Here is a 17,523-nt window from a genome sequence, read left to right on the forward strand (position 1 = left end):
CGAAGGCGTCAGTTCAGGCGCCCTCAGGCCCGGGATTCGACACCCAGCTCATCCCACACCGCCTCGGCGAGGTGGAACGTGGCGTTGGCCGCCGGGATCCCGCAGTAGATCGCGCTCTGCATGATCACTTCCTTGATCTCGCCGCGGCTCACGCCATTGTTGGCGGCGGCGCGCAGGTGCAGCTTGAGTTCGCCCTCGCGGTTCATGCCGATCAGCATGGCAATGGTGATCAGGCTGCGGGTGTGCCGTGGCAGGCCCGGGCGGGTCCAGATATCGCCCCAGGCGTGACGGGTAATCATCTCCTGGAACTCCGCGTTGAACTCGGTCAGCGTGGTCAGGCTGCGATCGACGTGAGCATCGCCCAACACGGCGCGACGCACCTGCATGCCTTCGTCATAACGTTGTTTCTCGTCCACAACTATCCCCTCAATGAGCGTGCAGAAACGCCAGCACCCGATCGCTGAATTCAGCCCCGGCCTGGACGTTGGATAGATGCGCGGCATAAAACTCGGCGTACTCGGCGCCACGCACCTGTTGCTGAATGAAATGGCTGCCGGCCGGCGGCGTCACCGCATCCTCGCTGCCGGCGATCACCAGCAGCGGCACGGTGATCGATCCCAGCTGCTCGCGGAAATCGGCATCGCGCACCGCCGCGCAGTTGGCCGCGTAACCTTGCGGCGAGGTCGCCGCGAGCATGTCGGTGATGTGCTTCGCCGCTGCCGGATTGGCCGCGGCAAAGTCCGAGGTGAACCAGCGCGCAATCGACGCATCGCGCAGGGCGACCATGGCGGCCGGACCATCGCGCAGCACGGTTTCGATACGCGGATTCCACACTGTCGGATCGCCGATTTTTGCCGCGGTATTGCACACGATCAGTTTGTTCAGGCGCTCGCCGGCGTTGATTCCCAGCCATTGGCCGATCAGGCCGCCCATCGACAGCCCGCAGAAATGCGCACGCTCGATGTGCAGCGCGTCGAGCAGGGCCAGCACGTCGCGGCCCAATTGCTCGATGCTGTACGGCCCCGGCGTGACCAGCGATTGGCCGTGACCACGGGTGTCGAAGCGCAACACGCGAAAATGCTCGGTAAACGCCGGCATCTGCACGTCCCACATGTGCAGGTCGGTCCCCAGCGAGTTGGACAGCACCAGCACCGGCGCATCAACCGGGCCGTCTATTTGGTAATGAAGTTCGCCATCGGCGAGTTGTACGAAAGCCACAGCCCTCTCCTTCAGTCAGTCAGCGCGTTATGTTCGGCCACCGCTCGCTCGACCCAGGTTTGCGCCTGGCCAAGGTAGTGGGCGGGGTTGAGCAGATCATCCAGTTCGCTGGCGCTCAGTTCGGCGCTCACCCCTGGCTCGTCGGAGAGCACCGCGCGCAGGTGGCGCTGCTCCGCCACCGCACGTTTGCAGCATTGTTCGAGCAGGTGATGCGCGGCGTCGCGGCCGACCCGTTGCGCGAGGACGATGCTCACCGCTTCGGCCAGCACCAGGCCCTGGGTCAATTCGAGGTTGCGGGCCATGCGCGCGGCATCGACTTCCAGCCCATCGGCCAGCAACCGCGCCTGCTGCAGCGCCCCGGAAACCAGGCAGCAGATCTCCGGCAGGGTCTCCCATTCGGCGTGCCACAGACCGAGGCTGCGTTCGTGTTCCTGCGGCATGGCGCTGAACAGCGTCGACAACAGCCCCGGCACCCGCGTCGCAGCGCCGATCAACACCGCCGCGCCGACCGGATTGCGTTTGTGCGGCATGGTCGAGGAGCCGCCCTTGCCGGGTGCCGCCGGTTCGAACACTTCCGCCGCTTCGGTCTGCATCAGCAGGCTGATGTCGCGGCCGAGTTTGCCGAGGCTGCCGGCGATCAGCCCGAGCACCGCGCCGAACTCGACGAGGCGATCGCGCTGGGTGTGCCACGGTTGTTCGGGCAAGCTCAGTTGCAGCTCTTCAGCCAAGGCCTGGGCGATCGGCAACGCCTGCGCACCGAGCGCCGCGAGGGTCCCGGACGCGCCGCCGAATTGCAGCACCAGTAAGCGCGGCTTGAGTTCGCGCAGGCGCTGGCGGCTGCGCGTCACCGCGCCGAGCCAGGTGGCGATCTTCATGCCGAGGGTCACCGGCGTCGCGTGTTGCAACCAGGTGCGGCCGGCCAGCGGAGTCGCCGCATGACGCTGCGCCTGCGTCGCGAGCGATGCGGCCAGCTGCGCCAGTTCGCTGTCGATCAGCGCCAGCGCCTGCCGCAATTGCAGCACCAGTCCGGAGTCCATCACGTCCTGGCTGGTGGCGCCCAGATGCACATAACGTTCGGCCTCGGCATCCGCCGCGGCGATCTGCCTGCCCAGCGCCTTGACCAGCGGAATCGCCGAGTTGCCGGCCGTGGCGATCGCCTCGGCCAACGCTGCAAAGTCATACAGGCCGGCGCGGCAGGCAGCGGCAATCGGCGCCACCGCCGTTGGCGGGATCAACCCGACCCGCGCTTCGGCCCTGGCCAGCGCCGCTTCGAAATCGAGCATGGCCTGCACCCGGCCCTGATCGCAGAACACCTCACGCATATCGCGGGCAGTGAAATAGGCATCGAACAATTGATTGCCCGGTCGCTGAGTCATAAACAGTCCTTGCCGGCGCGGGCCATGACGGCCCGCGCACATCGGTTTAGAGATCGTGGTGCAGATACGCCGCCTGTTTCGGCAGGCGCAGGCTGAACAGGAAGGCCACCGCCATCATGACCGTCACGTACCAGTAAAAGGCGTTTTCCATGCCCCCGGCTTTCAGGCTCAGCGCCACGTATTCCGCCGAACCACCGAAAATCGCGTTGGCCACCGCATAGGCCAGGCCCACGCCGAGGGCGCGGACTTCCGGCGGGAACATCTCGGCTTTCACCAGGCCGCTGATCGAGGTGTAGAAACTGACAATGGCCAGCGCCACGGTGATCAGCACGAAGGCCAGCAGCGGGCTGCTGACGCTTTTCAGGCTCAACAGGATCGGTACGGTCAGCAGCGTCCCGAGGGCGCCGAACCAGAGCATCGAGTTACGTCGGCCGATTTTGTCGGCGAGCATGCCGAACAGTGGCTGCATGCACATATACAGGAACAGCGCGCCGGTCATGATGTAACTGGCGGTCTTGGCGTGCATGCCCGCCGTGTTCACCAGGTACTTCTGCATGTACGTGGTGAAGGTGTAGAAAATCAGCGAGCCACCGGCGGTATAGCCGAGCACGGTGATGAACGCGGCCTTGTGATCGCGAAACAGCGCGCGGATGCTGCCGGCGTCCTTGTTTTCGCGCATTTCCTTGCTGGTGGTCTCTTTCAGCGAACGGCGCAGGAACAGCGAAATCACCGCCGCGACCGCGCCCACGACGAACGGAATCCGCCAGCCGTAGGCACGCAGCTCGTCTTCCGAGAGGAACTGCTGCAGGATCACCACCAGCGACACCGCCAGCAATTGCCCGCCGATCAGGGTCACGTACTGGAACGAGGCGAAGAATCCGCGCTGGCCCTTGAGCGCCACTTCGCTCATGTAAGTGGCTGTGGTGCCGTACTCACCGCCCACCGACAAACCTTGCAGCAGCCGCGCGAACAGCAACAGCAGCGGCGCCCAGACGCCAATGCTGCTGTAAGTCGGCAGGCAGGCGATGAGCAACGAGCCGAAGCACATCATCAGCACCGAAATCATCATCGAGGTCTTGCGGCCCTTCTTGTCCGCCAGGCGCCCGAAAATCCAGCCGCCAATCGGTCGCATCAGGAACCCGGCGGCGAACACGCCGGCAGTGTTGACCAGTTGCACCGTAGGGTTATCGGAAGGAAAAAACGCCGGGGCGAAGTAGATCGCGCAGAAGGCGTAGACGTAAAAGTCGAACCATTCGACGAGATTGCCGGACGAGGCGCCGACAATCGCGAAGATGCGCTTGCTACGCTCTTCGCCGGTGTAGTGGGAGGTAGTGGTTGTCATTGTTTTTCACTCGATAGGGACAGTGAGAGTCTAGACACACTTCGCAACAATCCCGTTCCACATTGGATCAGCAACTCAGTTCCCCCAGTGGGAGCGAGCCTGCTCGCGATGGCGGTACATCACCCACCTTTGTGCTCAATGACACTCCGCAATCACGAGCAGGCTCGCTCCCACATTGGGACGCTGGTGTTCTCAATAATCGAAGAACACGGTTTCCGCTTCAGTGCCCTGCAGAATCACATTCCACTGATAACCCCCCGCCGCATCCGGCTTCGCCAGCAACGTGGTGCGGCGCTCGGCCGGCACGCATTCGAGCAGCGGATCATTGACGTTCGCCGGCTCGCCTTCAAAGTAAATGCGGGTCAGCAAGTGCTTGACCAGGCCACGGGCGAACACCAGCACCACCAGATGCGGCGCCTGGGTCGAACCTTTCAGGCCCTCGACCGTACCCGGCTTGATCGTGGTGAAGCGGAAACGCCCTTCGGCATCCACCGGCACCCGGCCGAAGCCTTCGAAGTTCGGGTCGAGGGCTTTGTCCTGTTCGTCTTCCGGGTGGTCATACTTGCCGGCGGCATTGGCCTGCCAGACTTCCAGCATGGCGTCGTTGACGACATCGCCATTGCCATCGATGACTTGCCCGGTGATCGCCACGCGCTCGCCGAGGGTCAGTTCGGTGGCGAGGTTTTCGCGGTTCAGCCAGGTCAGGCCGATGTGGTAATACGGCCCGACGGTGTGGGACGTGGTCGCGGTCAGGGTCATCTTATTTCTCCATCGGCGTGGCTTCGCGGCCGCGCAGCACAATGTCCCAGCGATAAGCGAGGGCGTAGGACGGAATGGTTTTTTCCAGATCGAATGCGGCGATCAGGCGTTCCTTGGCCGAAGTGTCCGGCACGCAGTTGTAGATCGGGTCGTACGCCAGCAGCGGATCGCCAGGGAAATACATTTGCGTGACCAGGCGCGTGAGGATGCTTGGCCCGAACAGCGAGAAATGCACGTGCGCCGGGCGCCAGGCATTGTGGTGGTTACCCCACGGATAGGCGCCAGGCTTGATGGTCTGGAACTGGTACCAGCCGTCGGCGTCGGTGACGGTGCGGCCGGTGCCGGTGAAATTCGGGTCCAGCGGCGCGTCGTGCAGGTCGCGGGCGTGGTTGTAGCGGCCGGCGGCGTTGGCCTGCCAGATCTCCACGAGAATCCCCGGCACCGGCAGGCCGTCTTCGTCGAGCACACGGCCGTGAATGATGATGCGCTCGCCCAGCGGTTCGCCGGCGTGCTGCGCTGTCAGGTCGTTATCGGTGTCGGCCACGCGCTCGGCGCCGATGGTCGGCCCGGTGATTTCCGACAGGGAATGGGGCAGGAACACCAACGGCTTGGACGGCGAGCGCAGATTGGTGGATTGATAGGTCGGGTGCAGGTACGGCGGCTGGGTGCCTTCCTGTGGGCGACGGTAACCAGGCTTGTCAGTCATTTCGCTTTCCTCTGTTCTTTTCATCACGGCCAGGCGTCAGACGCGTTCGATAGCCAGGGCCAGACCCTGACCGACACCAACGCACATGGTCGCCAGACCTTTCTTGCCACCGGTCTTTTCCAGCTGATGCAGCGCGGTCAGCACCAGACGCGCGCCACTCATGCCCAATGGATGACCGAGGGCGATCGCACCACCATTGGGGTTGACCTGGACAGCGTCGTCCGCCAGCCCCAGTTCACGCAGCACCGCCAGGCCCTGGCTGGCGAAGGCTTCGTTGAGTTCGATCACATCGAAATCGCTGACCGCCACGCCGAGGCGTTCGATCAGCTTGCGTACCGCGGGCACCGGGCCGATGCCCATCACCCGTGGCGCAACGCCGGCACTGGCCATGCCCAGCACTTTGGCGCGGGCAGTCAGGCCGTGTTTTTTCACCGCTTCGGCAGAAGCGAGAATCAGTGCGGCAGCACCGTCGTTCACGCCCGAAGCGTTGCCGGCGGTGACGGTTTTGTCCGCGCCGTTGACCGGTTTCAGTTTGCTCAGGGCTTCCAGGGTGGTGTCGGCGCGCGGATGCTCGTCCTGGCTGACCACGGTTTCCCCCTTCTTGTGGGCAATCCGCACTTCGGTGATTTCTTCGGCGAAGTAGCCAGCGGCCTGCGCGGCAGCGGTGCGCTGCTGGCTGCGCAAGGCAAACGCGTCCTGATCGGCGCGCGACACCTTGTAGTCGTCGGCGACGTTATCGGCGGTCTGCGGCATCGCATCGACACCGTACTGGGCCTTCATCAGCGGGTTGATGAAACGCCAGCCGATGGTGGTGTCTTCCAGTTTCATATTGCGCGAGAACGCCGCGTCGGCCTTGCCCATGACGAACGGCGCGCGCGACATCGACTCGACGCCACCGGCAATCGCCAGCTCCATTTCGCCGCTGGCGATGGCGCGGAACGCGGTGCCGATGGCGTCCATGCCCGAAGCGCAGAGCCGATTGAGGGTCACGCCCGGAACAGTCTCCGGCAGCCCGGCGAGCAACAGCGCCATGCGCGCAACGTTGCGGTTGTCTTCGCCGGCCTGGTTGGCGCAGCCGAGGAACACTTCATCGAGGGCCGCCCAGTCCACCGAGGGATTGCGCGCCATCAAGGCCTTGATCGGCACGGCCGCCAGATCATCGGCGCGCACGGCCGCCAGACCGCCGCCGAAACGGCCGATGGGGGTACGGATCGCATCACAGATATACACGTCACGCATCATGCTTCTCCAGGTGCCTGGCCATGGGCCGCTGCGGTGCGCGCTTCGAGATCGCGCAGCGCGGTGAGTTCGAGTTCAGTCGGTTCGGCGGTGGTCGCCACGGTGTCGGCAAAACGGATCGGCCAACCGGTGGCGGCAACGACTTGCTCGCGGGTTACGCCCGGATGCAGGGCGGTGACCACGAATTCGTGGGTGCCCGCTTCCGGCTCCATGATGCACAGGTCGGTGATGATCCCGACCGGCCCGGCACCCGGCAGGCCCAGGCGTTTGCGCGAATCCCCGCCCTCGCCGTGACCGACCGAGGTGATGAAGTCGAGTTTGTCGACAAAGGAACGCGCCGACTGTTTAAGGATGATCAATACGCTTTTCGCCGACCCGGCAATCTCCGGCGCGCCACCGGCACCCGGCAGGCGCACTTTTGGCGCGTGGTAGTCGCCGACCACGGTGGTGTTGATGTTGCCGAATCGGTCGACCTGCGCCGCGCCGAGAAAACCGACGTCGATGCGCCCGCCCTGCAGCCAGTTAGCGAAAAATCTCACCGGTCGGCACCACGGTGTCGGCGGTTTCCGCCAACTCGCCGTCACCGATGGACAGTGGCAGCACGCTCGGCTTGGCGCCAATCGGGCCCGACTCGTAGATCAGCACGACGTCCGGCGACGACGTCAGGCGTGCCAGGTTGGCGGCTTTCGACGGCAGGCCGATGCCGACGAAACACACCGCGCCGTTCCGAAGGCGACGGGCCGCCGCGACGGTCATCATTTCATTGGTGGTGTAAGTCATTGCCGGGCCTCCGAAGCAGCCAACTTGGCCTGGAACTCGCTGAAGTCAGCGCAGCCATGGATGTATTCGTTGATCCACGCGGTAAACGTCTCACGGTCGCGGGCGATCGGATCCCACGCCTGATAGAAACGATTGTCGCGCTCGGTGTAACCGTGGGCGTAGGACGGATGGGCCCCGCCCGGTACGTGGCAGACCGCGCTCAAGGCCCAGGTCGGCAGCACGCAGGCGTTCATCGGTGCGTTGAGGTTGTCGACGATCTCTTCGACGGTGACGATGCAACGCTTGGCGGCCAGTGCCGCTTCTTTCTGCACGCCGAGGATGCCCCACAGCAGCACGTTGCCCTGACGGTCGGCTTTCTGCGCGTGGATCACGGTCACGTCCGGGCGCACCGACGGCACCGCGGCCAGCACTTCACCGGTGAACGGGCAGGTGACGCTTTTGATCAACGGGTTGACCTTCGGCAGGTCGGAACCGGCGTAGGCCCGCAGCACTGCGAACGGCAGGCCGGAAGCGCCGGCGACGTAGGCATTGGCCAGGTCGGCGTGGCTGTGCTCTTCGATTTCCAGAGCGTGCGGCCATTGCTTCTCGACCGCGTCGCGCAGACGGTGCAGCGATCCCACACCCGGATTGCCGCCCCAGGAGAAAATCAGCTTGCGAGCGCAACCGGCACCGATCAACTGGTCGTAGATCAGGTCAGGCGTCATCCGCACCAGGGTCAGATCTTTCTTGCCCTGACGAATGATTTCATGACCCGCCGCCGTCGGGATCAGGTGAGTGAAGCCTTCGAGCGCGACGGTGTCACCGTCGCTGACGAATTGCTTCACTGCGTCGTGCAGCGAAAGGATCTCAGCCATGGAGCGGACTCCCGTTTTTTGTAATGGATCGCCAGTGATAAAAAGGCGCGAGGTTCAGCGCCGGAGTCACTGCAGATTAAGCCGCGAAAAATCGCCAAACAATCCGATAATCGACTGAGTGTTCGTTTATCGAACAGATTGTTGCTTCCCTAACTATCACCTTATTCGCGAGCAGGCTCGCTCCCACATTTTCAAATGCATTCCAATGTGGGAGCGAGCCTGCTCGCGAAAGGGCCGGAACATTCAACGAATATTCCTACGCTTGAACTCAGGTCGCGTCGGCGTGACTGACCAGGCCCTTGATCAGCACCGCGGCCGTGGCCAGGCCCGCCGGAATCACCAGCGCCGTCAGCACCTGTTCGAAATTCCAGCCCAGGCCCAACAGGGTCGCGCCCATCCACGCGCCGAGAATCGCGCCGAAGCGGCCGATGCCAAGCATCCACGACACTCCGGTCGCCCGGCCCTGGGTTGGATAGAACCGTGCGGCCAGCGAAGGCATTGCCGATTGCGCGCCGTTGACGCACATCCCCGCCACCAGCACCAACGTCGCCAACAGCGTGATATTGCCCAGGCTCTGCCCCACCGCGTAGGCAAACACCCCGGCTAGCAGGTAGAAAGTGCCGATCACCTTGTGCGGATTGAAGCGGTCCATCGCCCATCCCACAGCGACCGCGCTCAACACCCCGCCAAACTGGAACAACGCGCCGATGAACGCCGCCTGCTCCATGCTCGCGCCACTGTCGCGCATCAGGGTCGGCAGCCAACTGGTCAGCAGGTAGACAATCACCAGGCCCATGAAATAGGTCAGCCACAGCAACAAGGTGCCGGCGCTGTAGGTGCCGGAGAAAATCACCGCGAATACGTTGCGCGCCTTGACGGTTTTCTGCTCGGGCACGCTGAAACTCGCCGCCTGCGCCACGGCGACCGGATCGATCGGCGCCAGGGTCTTGCGCACCTTGTCGGTACCGCGATTGCGCACCACCAGATAACGCGCCGACTCAGGCAACCAGAACAGCAGAACGACAGCGAGTATCAGTGGCAGGAGCCCGCCGATCAGCAGCAGGCTGTGCCAGCCGAACGCCGGAATCAGCTTGGCCGAGATGAACCCGCCCCCGGCCATGCCCAGGTTGAAGCCGCAGAACATGCTGGTCACCAGCAGCGACTTCTTGCGCTCCGGGGTGTATTCGGAGAGCAGTGTGGTGGCGTTGGGCATCCCGGCGCCCAGACCCAGCCCGGTGAGGAAACGCAGCACCAGCAGTTGCTCGACATTCGTGCTGTAGGCCGAGGCCAGGCTGAAGGCGCCGAACAGCAGCACCGCGCCGACCAGTACGACTTTGCGCCCGAAGCGGTCAGCCAACGGCCCGGAGCCCAGTGCGCCGAAGACCATGCCGATCAGCGCGGCGCTCATCACCGGCCCCAGGCTGGCGCGGTCGATGCCCCAGTCCTGGGACAACGCCGGGGCAATGAAGCCCATGGCCGCGGTGTCGAGGCCATCGAGGAAAACAATCAGGAAACACAGAATCACCACCCGCCACTGATAGCGCGAGATCGGTTGAGCATTGATGAAGGACTGCACGTCGAGGCAGTGACCAACAGCGGACTGAGGCTGGTTCATTATTTTTATTCCACGCAAAAAACGCAGTCGAACGGCGGCCGGCCAAAGCGCGGCACGGTGTCAAGAATAGAAGGTTGGAATCCGGCGTTGCTTTAAGCCCGGCAACGGCAGCGGGCGTGACGACAGTCGGGGAACGGGCGCATGGGGAAGTTGCCTCTTGTCATTATTATGAAGGTCGCTCGGGCCGCCGCGTTCACGTCGGCGCCGGATGACGCTGCCGCGACATTAATGATCCGGGGGTTTTAGCGTCAATTCGATAAACGCAACTCTGTGCGTTTATCGAACAGCTTCCTCAGGCGAACAGCTGCGCGCTGAGGTCGCGACTGGCGCTCAACAGGCCGGGCAGGAAGCGCTGTTCCAGCTCGGTGCGGCTGACCCGCCCGGCGTGGGTGCTGACGTTGAGCGCCGCCACCACCTGGCCGGAGGCGTCGTACACCGGCACCGCAATCGAACGCAGGCCCTGCTCCAGTTCCTGATCGACGATGCACCAGCCCTGCTGCCGCACCTCCTGCAGACACTCGAGCAGCGCCTGCGGGGTATGAATGGTGCGGCTGGTCTTGGCCACCAGTTCGGCGTGATCGAGGTATTCGCCCAGCGAGGTGTCGTCCAGCGCCGCCAGGAGAATGCGCCCCATCGATGTGCAATAGGCCGGCAGGCGTCCGCCCACCGACAAGTCCACCGAGATCAGGCGCTGGGTGGTCGCGGAGCGGGCAATGTAGAGAATGTCGTCGCCTTCGAGCGTGGCCATGTTGCAGGCTTCGTGCAGTTGTTCGCTCATGCGGTCGAGGTAGGGTTGCGCCGACACCGCCAGCGGCGTCGAGGACAGATAGGCATGGCCGAGGGTCAGCACTTTCGGCAGCAGCGAGTAGGTGCGCCCGTCGGTCGTGGCGTAGCCGAGCTTGATCAGCGTGTGCAGGCAACGGCGCACGGCGGCGCGCGGAATTTCCGTGCGATGGCTGATCTGGGCGATGGTCAGGTGCCGCTTGCGCTCCTGGAAAGCCTGCACCACCGCCAGGCCACGGGCCAGCGAGGTCATGAAATCCGGGTCGCCGGTCAGCGCCTGGATGCGCTTGGCCGGCGAGGCGACGATCGGTGGCGCCACCGAAGTGAAGGAGTTGCGCATTTGATCGTTCATGTCAGGTCCTTGTTATGCGGCGCAGATCAATGGCTTATACAAGCGGCTCGCGCGCTTCTGCACAAGCGCCGGACCGCCAACATTGGGCGATTATCGAACCATCGACCGATAATCGCAATCAACCGGCCGCCGCCTAGCGCGTATTGCGGCCAACTTCGGCGGGCGGTGCCGCTACGTTAGTTACGCGAATAACTGGCGTCAGAAACAAAGCACTTTTCAACAACGGCTTACCCGTACTGCAACTATGGGTAAAACATGCGAGTAACAAAACGATCACACATTCAGAACTGTTTTTAAATTTTCAAAGATAGGCAATCCCGAATCGACCGCTATAATGGATCTCAGTGGCGGCGCATTTATTACTTGCCGACGACGCCACCCGCCGACGCGATGGCCATCTGCGTCGGCCCCGGCAAGCGCCTGAAGTTCATTGCCATGCACCGCCAGCGCGCTCGCTGAAACAGGAAACTGAAGCTGCGTCAGTTTTTAATCTGGTGCCGTAGCCGCCTGCAACATGGAAGTCTTGATCGTCCTGCCGAAACTCACCGCTGCCTGTCCAGGCTGCGCGCTTCGGCGGATCCGCTCAATTGATTCGTTGCCGTGCGTTTCACCAGACATTTATCTCAACTCAAACAGGTAGCACTGTGACGAAAGACGAACTGCGCGCGGAACTTGAGCGCCAGGAACAACGTTACAAGGAAGTTTACGGCGGGGAAGTCACCACCTACGCCGCCCAGCCCGAACCGGAACGCAAACCCTGGCGTAAACGCGCCACCGTTCAGGATCAGGTCTTCCAGCAAGAACTGCAGAAGATGGAAAAGGAACTCAAAGCCGAAGAGCCATGAGCCCGAGGGTTTGATGTTTTCCAGGGTTGGCGTCCACACCGGTTAAAAGCGCGGTGCGGTGACCCTGCCTTGCGCGCCCGCTACCCGCGGGCAGCGGCCAGCAGACCATTCCTGACAGGGATTGGTACATGTCTGACTCGTTTCAGAGATATTTCACACAAGCGTTTAAGCATCCGACGCGCGGGGCAAAAACCTCGACATCCGGCTATTTTTCCTTGCCAATCAAAGACTTGAAAAACCCTGCAAAATGCTCGGGGGTTACGCCTTGCCACAAATTATTTCGTGGATGTGCGATACCGATGAGCAGGTAGGGGATCGATTTCCACGCTTTTCTGGCATAATCGCGCCCCCTTATGACCGGGTCAGAAAACCTTCATGATCGATTTATTCAGCGGACTGGATGCTTGGGTGCTTGTGAGCCTCTTGCTCGCCCTGGCGTTTGTCCTCGCCTTCGAGTTCATCAATGGATTTCATGACACCGCTAACGCGGTAGCCACTGTTATCTACACCAAAGCCATGCCGCCGCACCTGGCCGTGTTCTTCTCCGGTGTGTTCAATTTCCTCGGCGTGTTGCTCGGCGGCGTTGGCGTGGCCTATGCCATCGTGCACCTGCTGCCAGTGGAACTGCTGATCAACGTCAACACCGGCCATGGCCTGGCCATGGTGTTCTCGCTGCTCGCCGCCGCGATCACCTGGAACCTGGGCACCTGGTACTTTGGTATCCCCGCCTCCAGTTCGCACACGCTGATCGGTTCGATCCTCGGCGTCGGCCTGGCCAACGCGCTGATCAACGAAATCCCGTTGGCTGACGGCGTGAACTGGCAGAAAGCGATCGACATCGGCGCCTCGCTGGTGTTCTCGCCAATGGCCGGTTTCCTGATCGCCGCGCTGGTGCTGATCGGCCTGAAATGGTGGCGTCCGCTGTCGAAGATGCACAAGACGCCGGAACAGCGCCGCAAGATCGACGACAAGAAACACCCACCCTTCTGGAACCGCCTGGTCCTGGTGATCTCGGCCATGGCCGTGAGCTTCGTGCACGGCTCCAACGACGGCCAGAAAGGCATCGGCCTGATCATGCTGGTGCTGATCGGTATCGTCCCTGCGCAGTTCGTGCTCGACCTGAACAGCACGACCTACCAGATCGAACGCACCCGCGATGCGACCCTGCACCTGAGCCAGTTCTACCAGCGCAACGCCGATTCGCTGGGCGAATTCCTGGCCCTGGGCAAGAGCGTCGAAGGCGACCTGCCGGAGAAATTCCGCTGCAACCCGCAGCAGACCGAACCGACCATCGCCGCCCTGCTGCACACCCTCAAGGGTGTCGCGGACTATCATTCGCTGTCGTCGGAAAGCCGTATCGAAGTGCGTCGCTACCTGCTCTGCCTGGACGACACCGCGAAGAAAGTCGGCAAGTTGCCTGGCCTGCAAGCCCGTGAAAAGGCCGACCTGGACAAACTGCGCAAAGACCTGACCACCACCACCGAATACGCGCCGTTCTGGGTGATTCTGGCGGTCGCCCTGGCCTTGGGCCTGGGCACCATGGTCGGCTGGAAACGCGTGGTTCTGACCATCGGCGAGAAGATCGGCAAGCAAGGCATGACCTACTCCCAGGGCATGTCGGCGCAGATCACCACGGCGAGCCTGATCGGCCTGGCCAACATCTTCAGCCTGCCGGTGTCCACCACCCACGTCCTGTCCTCGGGCGTGGCCGGCACCATGGTCGCCAACAAAAGCGGCCTGCAGGGCGGCACGGTGAAAACCATCCTGCTGGCCTGGGTCCTGACCCTGCCCGCCACCGTGGCCCTGTCGGCCGGCCTGTTCTGGCTGGCGTCCAAGGCCCTGGGCAGCTGATAGACAGCCGCATGAAAAAAGGCGTGATCCGCGAGGATCACGCCTTTTTTATTGGCTCGGTGAATGCACGGGGAACGTCGCGGACGGCAGCCCCGCACCGAGCGTGCGAACGAGCAAAAATCCACGAGCATGGCCGGCGCGGAAGCCGTCAGCCAGGCAAAAAAAAGGGGCAACCGAAGTCGCCCCAAAATGCCTTGCGTGCTCATCAAATCCGGAAAGACTGGTTTTTACTTCTTGCGCTTGTTCGCGTCTTTCCAGATAAAAAATCCAAACCCTGCAAAAAACAGCACCATGAGACCGACGGTCAGGACTCCGGCGAACACCACGTTATCGAAAAACATGACTGGCCTCCTGGCCCCTGCTCTGCTGCGATGGAGCTAAGTTAACCAATCGCGCAGGGGCAGAAATTGACCGGGATCAATGCCGGTCAAGACGCGGGACAAAGGCGGGAAAATAACTGACCTGCATCAACGGATGCCGGGGAGATCAACGCTTTTTCGGTTTGTTTTTCGGCTTTTTCTTGGCCTTGCCCAGCGGCATCGCCTGCTCGAAGGCCTGACGCACTTCGTTCAGGCGCTTCTCGTTGAGGTCGTGCACGCGCTTGGCGCGTTCGGTGTTGAGGTCGATCAGTTTGTCATCTTGGCTCATGGCAGGGTGCATCGCAGGAAAAGAATCGCAACTGCCGCAGCGGCGACAGGACTGCGTCAATAATGCGGCCTGGCGGCGGCGCTGACCAGTCGTCGCCGCCAGGCCCGGCAACAATCGATGTACCGGACGGCGGTTTTGCCCGCACAATCTGCGCTTTGCGCCAAACCCGAGGATGTTTGCCGTGCCCCTGCATCAGGATCTGCCGCCGCTGATGGCCCTGCGCGCCTTCGAAGCCGTGGCCCGTCACTTGAGCTTCATCAAGGCCGCCGCCGAGTTGTCGGTGACGCAAAGCGCGATCAGCCATCAGGTGCACAAACTGGAAGAATTCCTCAATCTGCGCCTGTTTGTCCGACGCACCCGGGCCATAGATCTGACAAGCGCCGGGCAAGCCTATTACCGGCAGATCCAACCTGCCCTCGTCGCCATCGGTGACGCCACCCGGCAATTGCGTGGCGAGCAGCCCACCGTTCTGCGCATCGGCCTGCTCGCCTCGTTTGCAACGCTATGGCTGGCCCCGCGCCTGGCGGACTTCAATCGCCAGCATCCGCACATTCATGTCGAACTGCTACCGGCGGTGCAACTGGCCGACGTCGACGGCGGCGAGGTCGATGTCGCCCTGCGCTACGGCAAGGGGGGCTGGCCGAAGGTGCATGCCCGACGCTTCCTCAGCGAAACCCTGACCCCGGTGTGCAGCCCGCAATTCAAGGCACGCGGGATAGACAAAGGGCCGCTGTTGATGGCCAAGTCGCACCAGCCGTTCGAGTGGATCGACTGGCAGCTGCACAGCGGCATCGATCTGGCTCATGTGCCAACGGTGATGCTCCACGATTACAACATCGTGGTCGAAGCCGCCGTCGCCGGCCAGGGCATTGCCATGGGGCGTCAGTGCCTGATCGAACGGCGGCTCACGGAAGGCGCGCTGGTTCCGGCCTTCGACACCCCGGCCATGCGCGGCGAAATCGGCTACTGGCTGGTCACCGCCGAGGCCGAGCGCAGCGCGGCGGTGCAGTGCTTCAGCGACTGGCTGGACAGCAGGGTCGACGCATGAGCAGATTCGATACGTCGGATTAAATCTATCCGTTTGTCGGCCCCCACCCGGTCGCCACATGCTGGAGTCCTCATCTACGGAGGACTTTGCATGACCGACTCACTCGCCCAACGTGTCCAGCAACTCGGCCTGCGCCTGCCAACGCCGAGCCAGCCAATCGCCAACTACGTCAATCACGTGGTCAGCCAGAACCAACTATTTATCTCCGGGCAGATTCCGCTGCTCGACGGCCAACCGGCCTTCATCGGCCGCCTCGGTGAAGCCATTTCAGAAGAGGAAGGCATCAAGGCTGCCGAACTGGCAGCGCTCGGTCTGCTCGCCCAATTGAGCGACGCCTTGGGCGACGACCTGTCGAAACTGGTACGCATCATCCGCCTCGGCGCGTTCATTGCCGCGACGCCCGAGTTTCAGCGCCAGGGCGCGGTGGCCAACGGTGCGTCGAACCTGTTGGTCAACGCGCTGGGCGACAAGGGCCGGCATGTGCGCACGGCAGTCGGCGTCGCCAGTCTGCCATCGGGGGTTGCGGTGGAAATCGACGCCATCTTCGAGCTGCAGCCTTGAACGTCGAGGAAATCGCGCGCCTGCGGGCAGCCACACCGGGTTGTGGCCATGTCTTGCACTTCAACCATGCCGGCGCCTCGCTGCCCAGTCAGGCCACCCTGGATGCCGTACTCGCACAGCTACAGCGCGAGGCTCGCGGCGGGCCGATGGAAGCGGCGGACGGCGAGGTCCTGGCGCGCGCCCGCAGCGCTGCCGCCAGCCTGCTCAACGCCCAGTGCGAAGACATCGCCTTCGCCAGCAGTGGCTCGGCGGCCTGGAGCCAGGCGTTCAATGCGCTGGAACCGTGGCAGCCCGGCCAGCGCATTCTTGTCGGTCGTCATGAATGGGCCGGCAACCTGGCCTGCATGGCCGAAGCGGTGAAAGCCGGCGCGCGCCTGGAAGTGATTCCCTGCGACGCCAAGGGTGCCGTCGACCCGCAGGCACTGGCGCAAATGATCGACCGCAACGTGCGGCTGATCGCCTTGACCTGGCTGCCGGCCAACGGTGGCCTGATCAATCCGGCGGCCGCCGTCGGCGCGGTTGCGCGGCGCCACGACATCACCTATTTCCTCGATGCCGGTCAGGCGCTGGGGCAAGTGCCGTGCGATGTCCAGGCCTTGCAGTGCGACGTGCTCAAGGGCGCCGGGCGCAAGTTTCTACGTGGCCCACGGGGGACGGCGCTGCTGTATATCCGCCCGCAATTGCTGCAACGCCTGCTGCCGGTGCAACGCGATGTGCTGTCGGCACCGTGGGATGGCCAGCGCTTCACCCTGCGTCCTGACGCCCGGCGCTTTGAAACCAGTGAAGTGTCGCTGGCCCTGCTGGCGGGACTGGCCAATGCCCTGGAGGAACATCAGCGGCTGGGCGCGGCAGCGATCCGCCGACGCATCGATCAGTTGGCTCGTCTGCTGCGCCAACGCCTGCCGTCGATTTCCGGCCTGACATTGCACAATCTCGGCGCGCCAAATCAGCAATCGGGGCTGATCGCGTTCACGCTTCAGGGATGGGATTGCCTGGCGCTGCAGCAGGCGCTGGCAGCACGCCGGATCAACATCGGCGCCAACGGCGTGGCCTACACGCCGCTGGACATGCAGGCCCGCGGCCTGCACAGCATCGCCCGGATCGCTGTGAGTTATCTGAATACCGAAGAGGAAATCGACGTGCTGCTGAACCATCTGGCCGAGCTGGCGGCGCAGCCTCAGATCTCGATGTCGACCCACAGGCCCTGACGCGGCTGATCTTCCATCAGCGGCACCACCGGCACGGTGTTGTCAGCGTTGAGTTCGGTGCCCGGCACGGCCAGGTGTTCTTCCGGGTCTTCATCGGCCTCGCGCCGGCGGCGGTCGCGTTCCTGCTGGCGGCGCTGTTCTTCGCGCAGCAACAGGCCGTCTTCTTCCGGGTCGCGCTTTTGCAGGTCGATGGTGCTTTCGTTGGAGCTTTCCTGCACCGGCACCACCGGAGGAATGTCCGGCCGCTGGCGAATCGGGTCCGTCTGGGAAGTGATCGGCACAGCGCTCAGGGGGAGCATCGGTGGCAGCATATAAAGGTCTCCTGTGAGCAGGCTATC

18 protein-coding genes and 1 pseudogene are annotated in these 17,523 nt (G+C 63.2%); 5 read left to right on the plus strand and 14 right to left on the minus strand.

Annotated elements, in window-relative coordinates; genetic code table 11:
• Positions 1 to 23: 23 nt before the first annotated feature.
• The 11 genes and pseudogenes from pcaC to pcaR form a co-directional block, all read right to left on the minus strand.
• Positions 24 to 416, minus strand: coding sequence for a 4-carboxymuconolactone decarboxylase (gene pcaC, locus QRN70_RS09255; RefSeq protein WP_285417195.1), 393 nt, complete (start codon positions 414 to 416; stop codon positions 24 to 26).
• A 10-nt stretch (positions 417 to 426) separates the two neighbouring features.
• The gene (gene pcaD, locus QRN70_RS09260) at positions 427 to 1,218 is read right to left on the minus strand and encodes a 3-oxoadipate enol-lactonase (protein WP_285417196.1); all 792 of its coding nucleotides are present in this window, start codon (positions 1,216 to 1,218) and stop codon (positions 427 to 429) included.
• 11 nt (positions 1,219 to 1,229) lie between these two features.
• Positions 1,230 to 2,594, minus strand: coding sequence for a 3-carboxy-cis,cis-muconate cycloisomerase (locus QRN70_RS09265; protein WP_285417198.1), 1,365 nt, complete (start codon positions 2,592 to 2,594; stop codon positions 1,230 to 1,232).
• 46 nt (positions 2,595 to 2,640) lie between these two features.
• On the minus strand, positions 2,641 to 3,936 hold the full coding sequence (locus QRN70_RS09270) for an MFS family transporter (RefSeq protein ID WP_285417199.1): 1,296 nt from the start codon (positions 3,934 to 3,936) through the stop codon (positions 2,641 to 2,643).
• Positions 3,937 to 4,128: 192 nt separating this feature from the next.
• Positions 4,129 to 4,695 (minus strand): protocatechuate 3,4-dioxygenase subunit alpha, encoded by a 567-nt coding sequence (gene pcaG, locus QRN70_RS09275; protein ID WP_285417200.1) that lies wholly within the window; start codon positions 4,693 to 4,695, stop codon positions 4,129 to 4,131.
• A 1-nt stretch (position 4,696) separates the two neighbouring features.
• The gene (gene pcaH / locus QRN70_RS09280; RefSeq protein ID WP_285417202.1) at positions 4,697 to 5,401 is read right to left on the minus strand and encodes a protocatechuate 3,4-dioxygenase subunit beta; all 705 of its coding nucleotides are present in this window, start codon (positions 5,399 to 5,401) and stop codon (positions 4,697 to 4,699) included.
• Positions 5,402 to 5,437: 36 nt separating this feature from the next.
• On the minus strand, positions 5,438 to 6,643 hold the full coding sequence (gene pcaF / locus QRN70_RS09285) for a 3-oxoadipyl-CoA thiolase (RefSeq protein ID WP_285417204.1): 1,206 nt from the start codon (positions 6,641 to 6,643) through the stop codon (positions 5,438 to 5,440).
• A pseudogene (locus QRN70_RS09290) lies at positions 6,640 to 7,420 on the minus strand (CoA-transferase subunit beta). The gene pcaF and the pseudogene QRN70_RS09290 overlap by 4 nt, the downstream one beginning before the upstream one ends.
• Complete coding sequence (locus tag QRN70_RS09295; protein WP_285417206.1) at positions 7,417 to 8,274, minus strand: CoA transferase subunit A; 858 nt, start codon at positions 8,272 to 8,274, stop codon at positions 7,417 to 7,419. Before QRN70_RS09295 ends, QRN70_RS09290 begins: the two are co-directional and overlap by 4 nt.
• A gap of 268 nt (positions 8,275 to 8,542) precedes the next feature.
• Positions 8,543 to 9,889, minus strand: a complete 1,347-nt coding sequence (gene pcaK, locus QRN70_RS09300; RefSeq protein ID WP_285417208.1) for a 4-hydroxybenzoate transporter PcaK — start codon at positions 9,887 to 9,889, stop codon at positions 8,543 to 8,545.
• 292 nt (positions 9,890 to 10,181) lie between these two features.
• The gene (gene pcaR, locus QRN70_RS09305; protein ID WP_285417210.1) at positions 10,182 to 11,024 is read right to left on the minus strand and encodes a pca regulon transcriptional regulator PcaR; all 843 of its coding nucleotides are present in this window, start codon (positions 11,022 to 11,024) and stop codon (positions 10,182 to 10,184) included.
• Between the two features lie 644 nt (positions 11,025 to 11,668).
• Here pcaR and QRN70_RS09310 point away from each other — a divergent pair.
• Positions 11,669 to 11,869, plus strand: coding sequence for a hypothetical protein (locus QRN70_RS09310; RefSeq protein ID WP_007986337.1), 201 nt, complete (start codon positions 11,669 to 11,671; stop codon positions 11,867 to 11,869).
• A 375-nt stretch (positions 11,870 to 12,244) separates the two neighbouring features.
• Positions 12,245 to 13,720: an inorganic phosphate transporter gene (locus tag QRN70_RS09315; protein ID WP_285417214.1), complete on the plus strand. Its 1,476-nt coding sequence runs from the start codon at positions 12,245 to 12,247 to the stop codon at positions 13,718 to 13,720.
• 227 nt (positions 13,721 to 13,947) lie between these two features.
• Here the strand turns inward: QRN70_RS09315 and ccoM are convergent, their stop codons facing one another.
• Positions 13,948 to 14,061 carry a cytochrome c oxidase subunit CcoM gene (ccoM, locus tag QRN70_RS09320; protein WP_003222396.1) on the minus strand — a complete coding sequence of 38 codons (114 nt, stop codon included), beginning with the start codon at positions 14,059 to 14,061 and terminating at the stop codon, positions 13,948 to 13,950.
• Positions 14,062 to 14,206: 145 nt separating this feature from the next.
• The gene (locus QRN70_RS09325) at positions 14,207 to 14,368 is read right to left on the minus strand and encodes a hypothetical protein (protein ID WP_007906621.1); all 162 of its coding nucleotides are present in this window, start codon (positions 14,366 to 14,368) and stop codon (positions 14,207 to 14,209) included.
• Between the two features lie 181 nt (positions 14,369 to 14,549).
• Between QRN70_RS09325 and QRN70_RS09330 the strand changes: the two genes are divergently transcribed.
• The 3 genes from QRN70_RS09330 (at position 14,550) to QRN70_RS09340 (ending at position 17,185) form a co-directional block, all read left to right on the plus strand.
• A complete protein-coding gene (locus QRN70_RS09330) occupies positions 14,550 to 15,416 on the plus strand; it encodes a LysR substrate-binding domain-containing protein (RefSeq protein ID WP_285417216.1) in 867 nt (288 codons plus the stop codon).
• Positions 15,417 to 15,506: 90 nt separating this feature from the next.
• Positions 15,507 to 15,977 (plus strand): RidA family protein, encoded by a 471-nt coding sequence (locus tag QRN70_RS09335; protein ID WP_285417218.1) that lies wholly within the window; start codon positions 15,507 to 15,509, stop codon positions 15,975 to 15,977.
• Positions 15,974 to 17,185, plus strand: a complete 1,212-nt coding sequence (locus QRN70_RS09340; RefSeq protein WP_285417219.1) for an aminotransferase class V-fold PLP-dependent enzyme — start codon at positions 15,974 to 15,976, stop codon at positions 17,183 to 17,185. Before QRN70_RS09335 ends, QRN70_RS09340 begins: the two co-directional genes overlap by 4 nt.
• Here the strand turns inward: QRN70_RS09340 and QRN70_RS09345 are convergent.
• Positions 17,155 to 17,496 carry an aspartate-semialdehyde dehydrogenase gene (locus QRN70_RS09345; RefSeq protein WP_285417221.1) on the minus strand — a complete coding sequence of 114 codons (342 nt, stop codon included), beginning with the start codon at positions 17,494 to 17,496 and terminating at the stop codon, positions 17,155 to 17,157. The genes QRN70_RS09340 and QRN70_RS09345 overlap by 31 nt on opposite strands.
• Between the last annotated feature and the right edge of the window lie 27 nt (positions 17,497 to 17,523).

The sequence above is a fragment of the Pseudomonas sp. efr-133-TYG-5 genome (genome assembly GCF_030209175.1).
In the GTDB taxonomy this organism is placed as follows: domain Bacteria; phylum Pseudomonadota; class Gammaproteobacteria; order Pseudomonadales; family Pseudomonadaceae; genus Aquipseudomonas.

What these genes read in the sequence shown, in the direction of transcription:
- QRN70_RS09265 (WP_285417198.1), bottom strand. Translation starts at nt 2,594, where the DNA reads ATGACTCAGCGACCGGGCAATCAATTGTTCGATGCCTATTTCACTGCC.
- QRN70_RS09270 (WP_285417199.1), bottom strand. Translation starts at nt 3,936, where the DNA reads ATGACAACCACTACCTCCCACTACACCGGCGAAGAGCGTAGCAAGCGC.
- pcaG (WP_285417200.1), bottom strand. Translation starts at nt 4,695, where the DNA reads ATGACCCTGACCGCGACCACGTCCCACACCGTCGGGCCGTATTACCAC.
- pcaH (WP_285417202.1), bottom strand. Translation starts at nt 5,401, where the DNA reads ATGACTGACAAGCCTGGTTACCGTCGCCCACAGGAAGGCACCCAGCCG.
- pcaF (WP_285417204.1), bottom strand. Translation starts at nt 6,643, where the DNA reads ATGATGCGTGACGTGTATATCTGTGATGCGATCCGTACCCCCATCGGC.
- QRN70_RS09295 (WP_285417206.1), bottom strand. Translation starts at nt 8,274, where the DNA reads ATGGCTGAGATCCTTTCGCTGCACGACGCAGTGAAGCAATTCGTCAGC.
- pcaK (WP_285417208.1), bottom strand. Translation starts at nt 9,889, where the DNA reads ATGAACCAGCCTCAGTCCGCTGTTGGTCACTGCCTCGACGTGCAGTCC.
- pcaR (WP_285417210.1), bottom strand. Translation starts at nt 11,024, where the DNA reads ATGAACGATCAAATGCGCAACTCCTTCACTTCGGTGGCGCCACCGATC.
- QRN70_RS09315 (WP_285417214.1), top strand. Translation starts at nt 12,245, where the DNA reads ATGATCGATTTATTCAGCGGACTGGATGCTTGGGTGCTTGTGAGCCTC.
- ccoM (WP_003222396.1), bottom strand. Translation starts at nt 14,061, where the DNA reads ATGTTTTTCGATAACGTGGTGTTCGCCGGAGTCCTGACCGTCGGTCTC.
- QRN70_RS09325 (WP_007906621.1), bottom strand. Translation starts at nt 14,368, where the DNA reads ATGAGCCAAGATGACAAACTGATCGACCTCAACACCGAACGCGCCAAG.
- QRN70_RS09335 (WP_285417218.1), top strand. Translation starts at nt 15,507, where the DNA reads ATGACCGACTCACTCGCCCAACGTGTCCAGCAACTCGGCCTGCGCCTG.
- QRN70_RS09345 (WP_285417221.1), bottom strand. Translation starts at nt 17,496, where the DNA reads ATGCTGCCACCGATGCTCCCCCTGAGCGCTGTGCCGATCACTTCCCAG.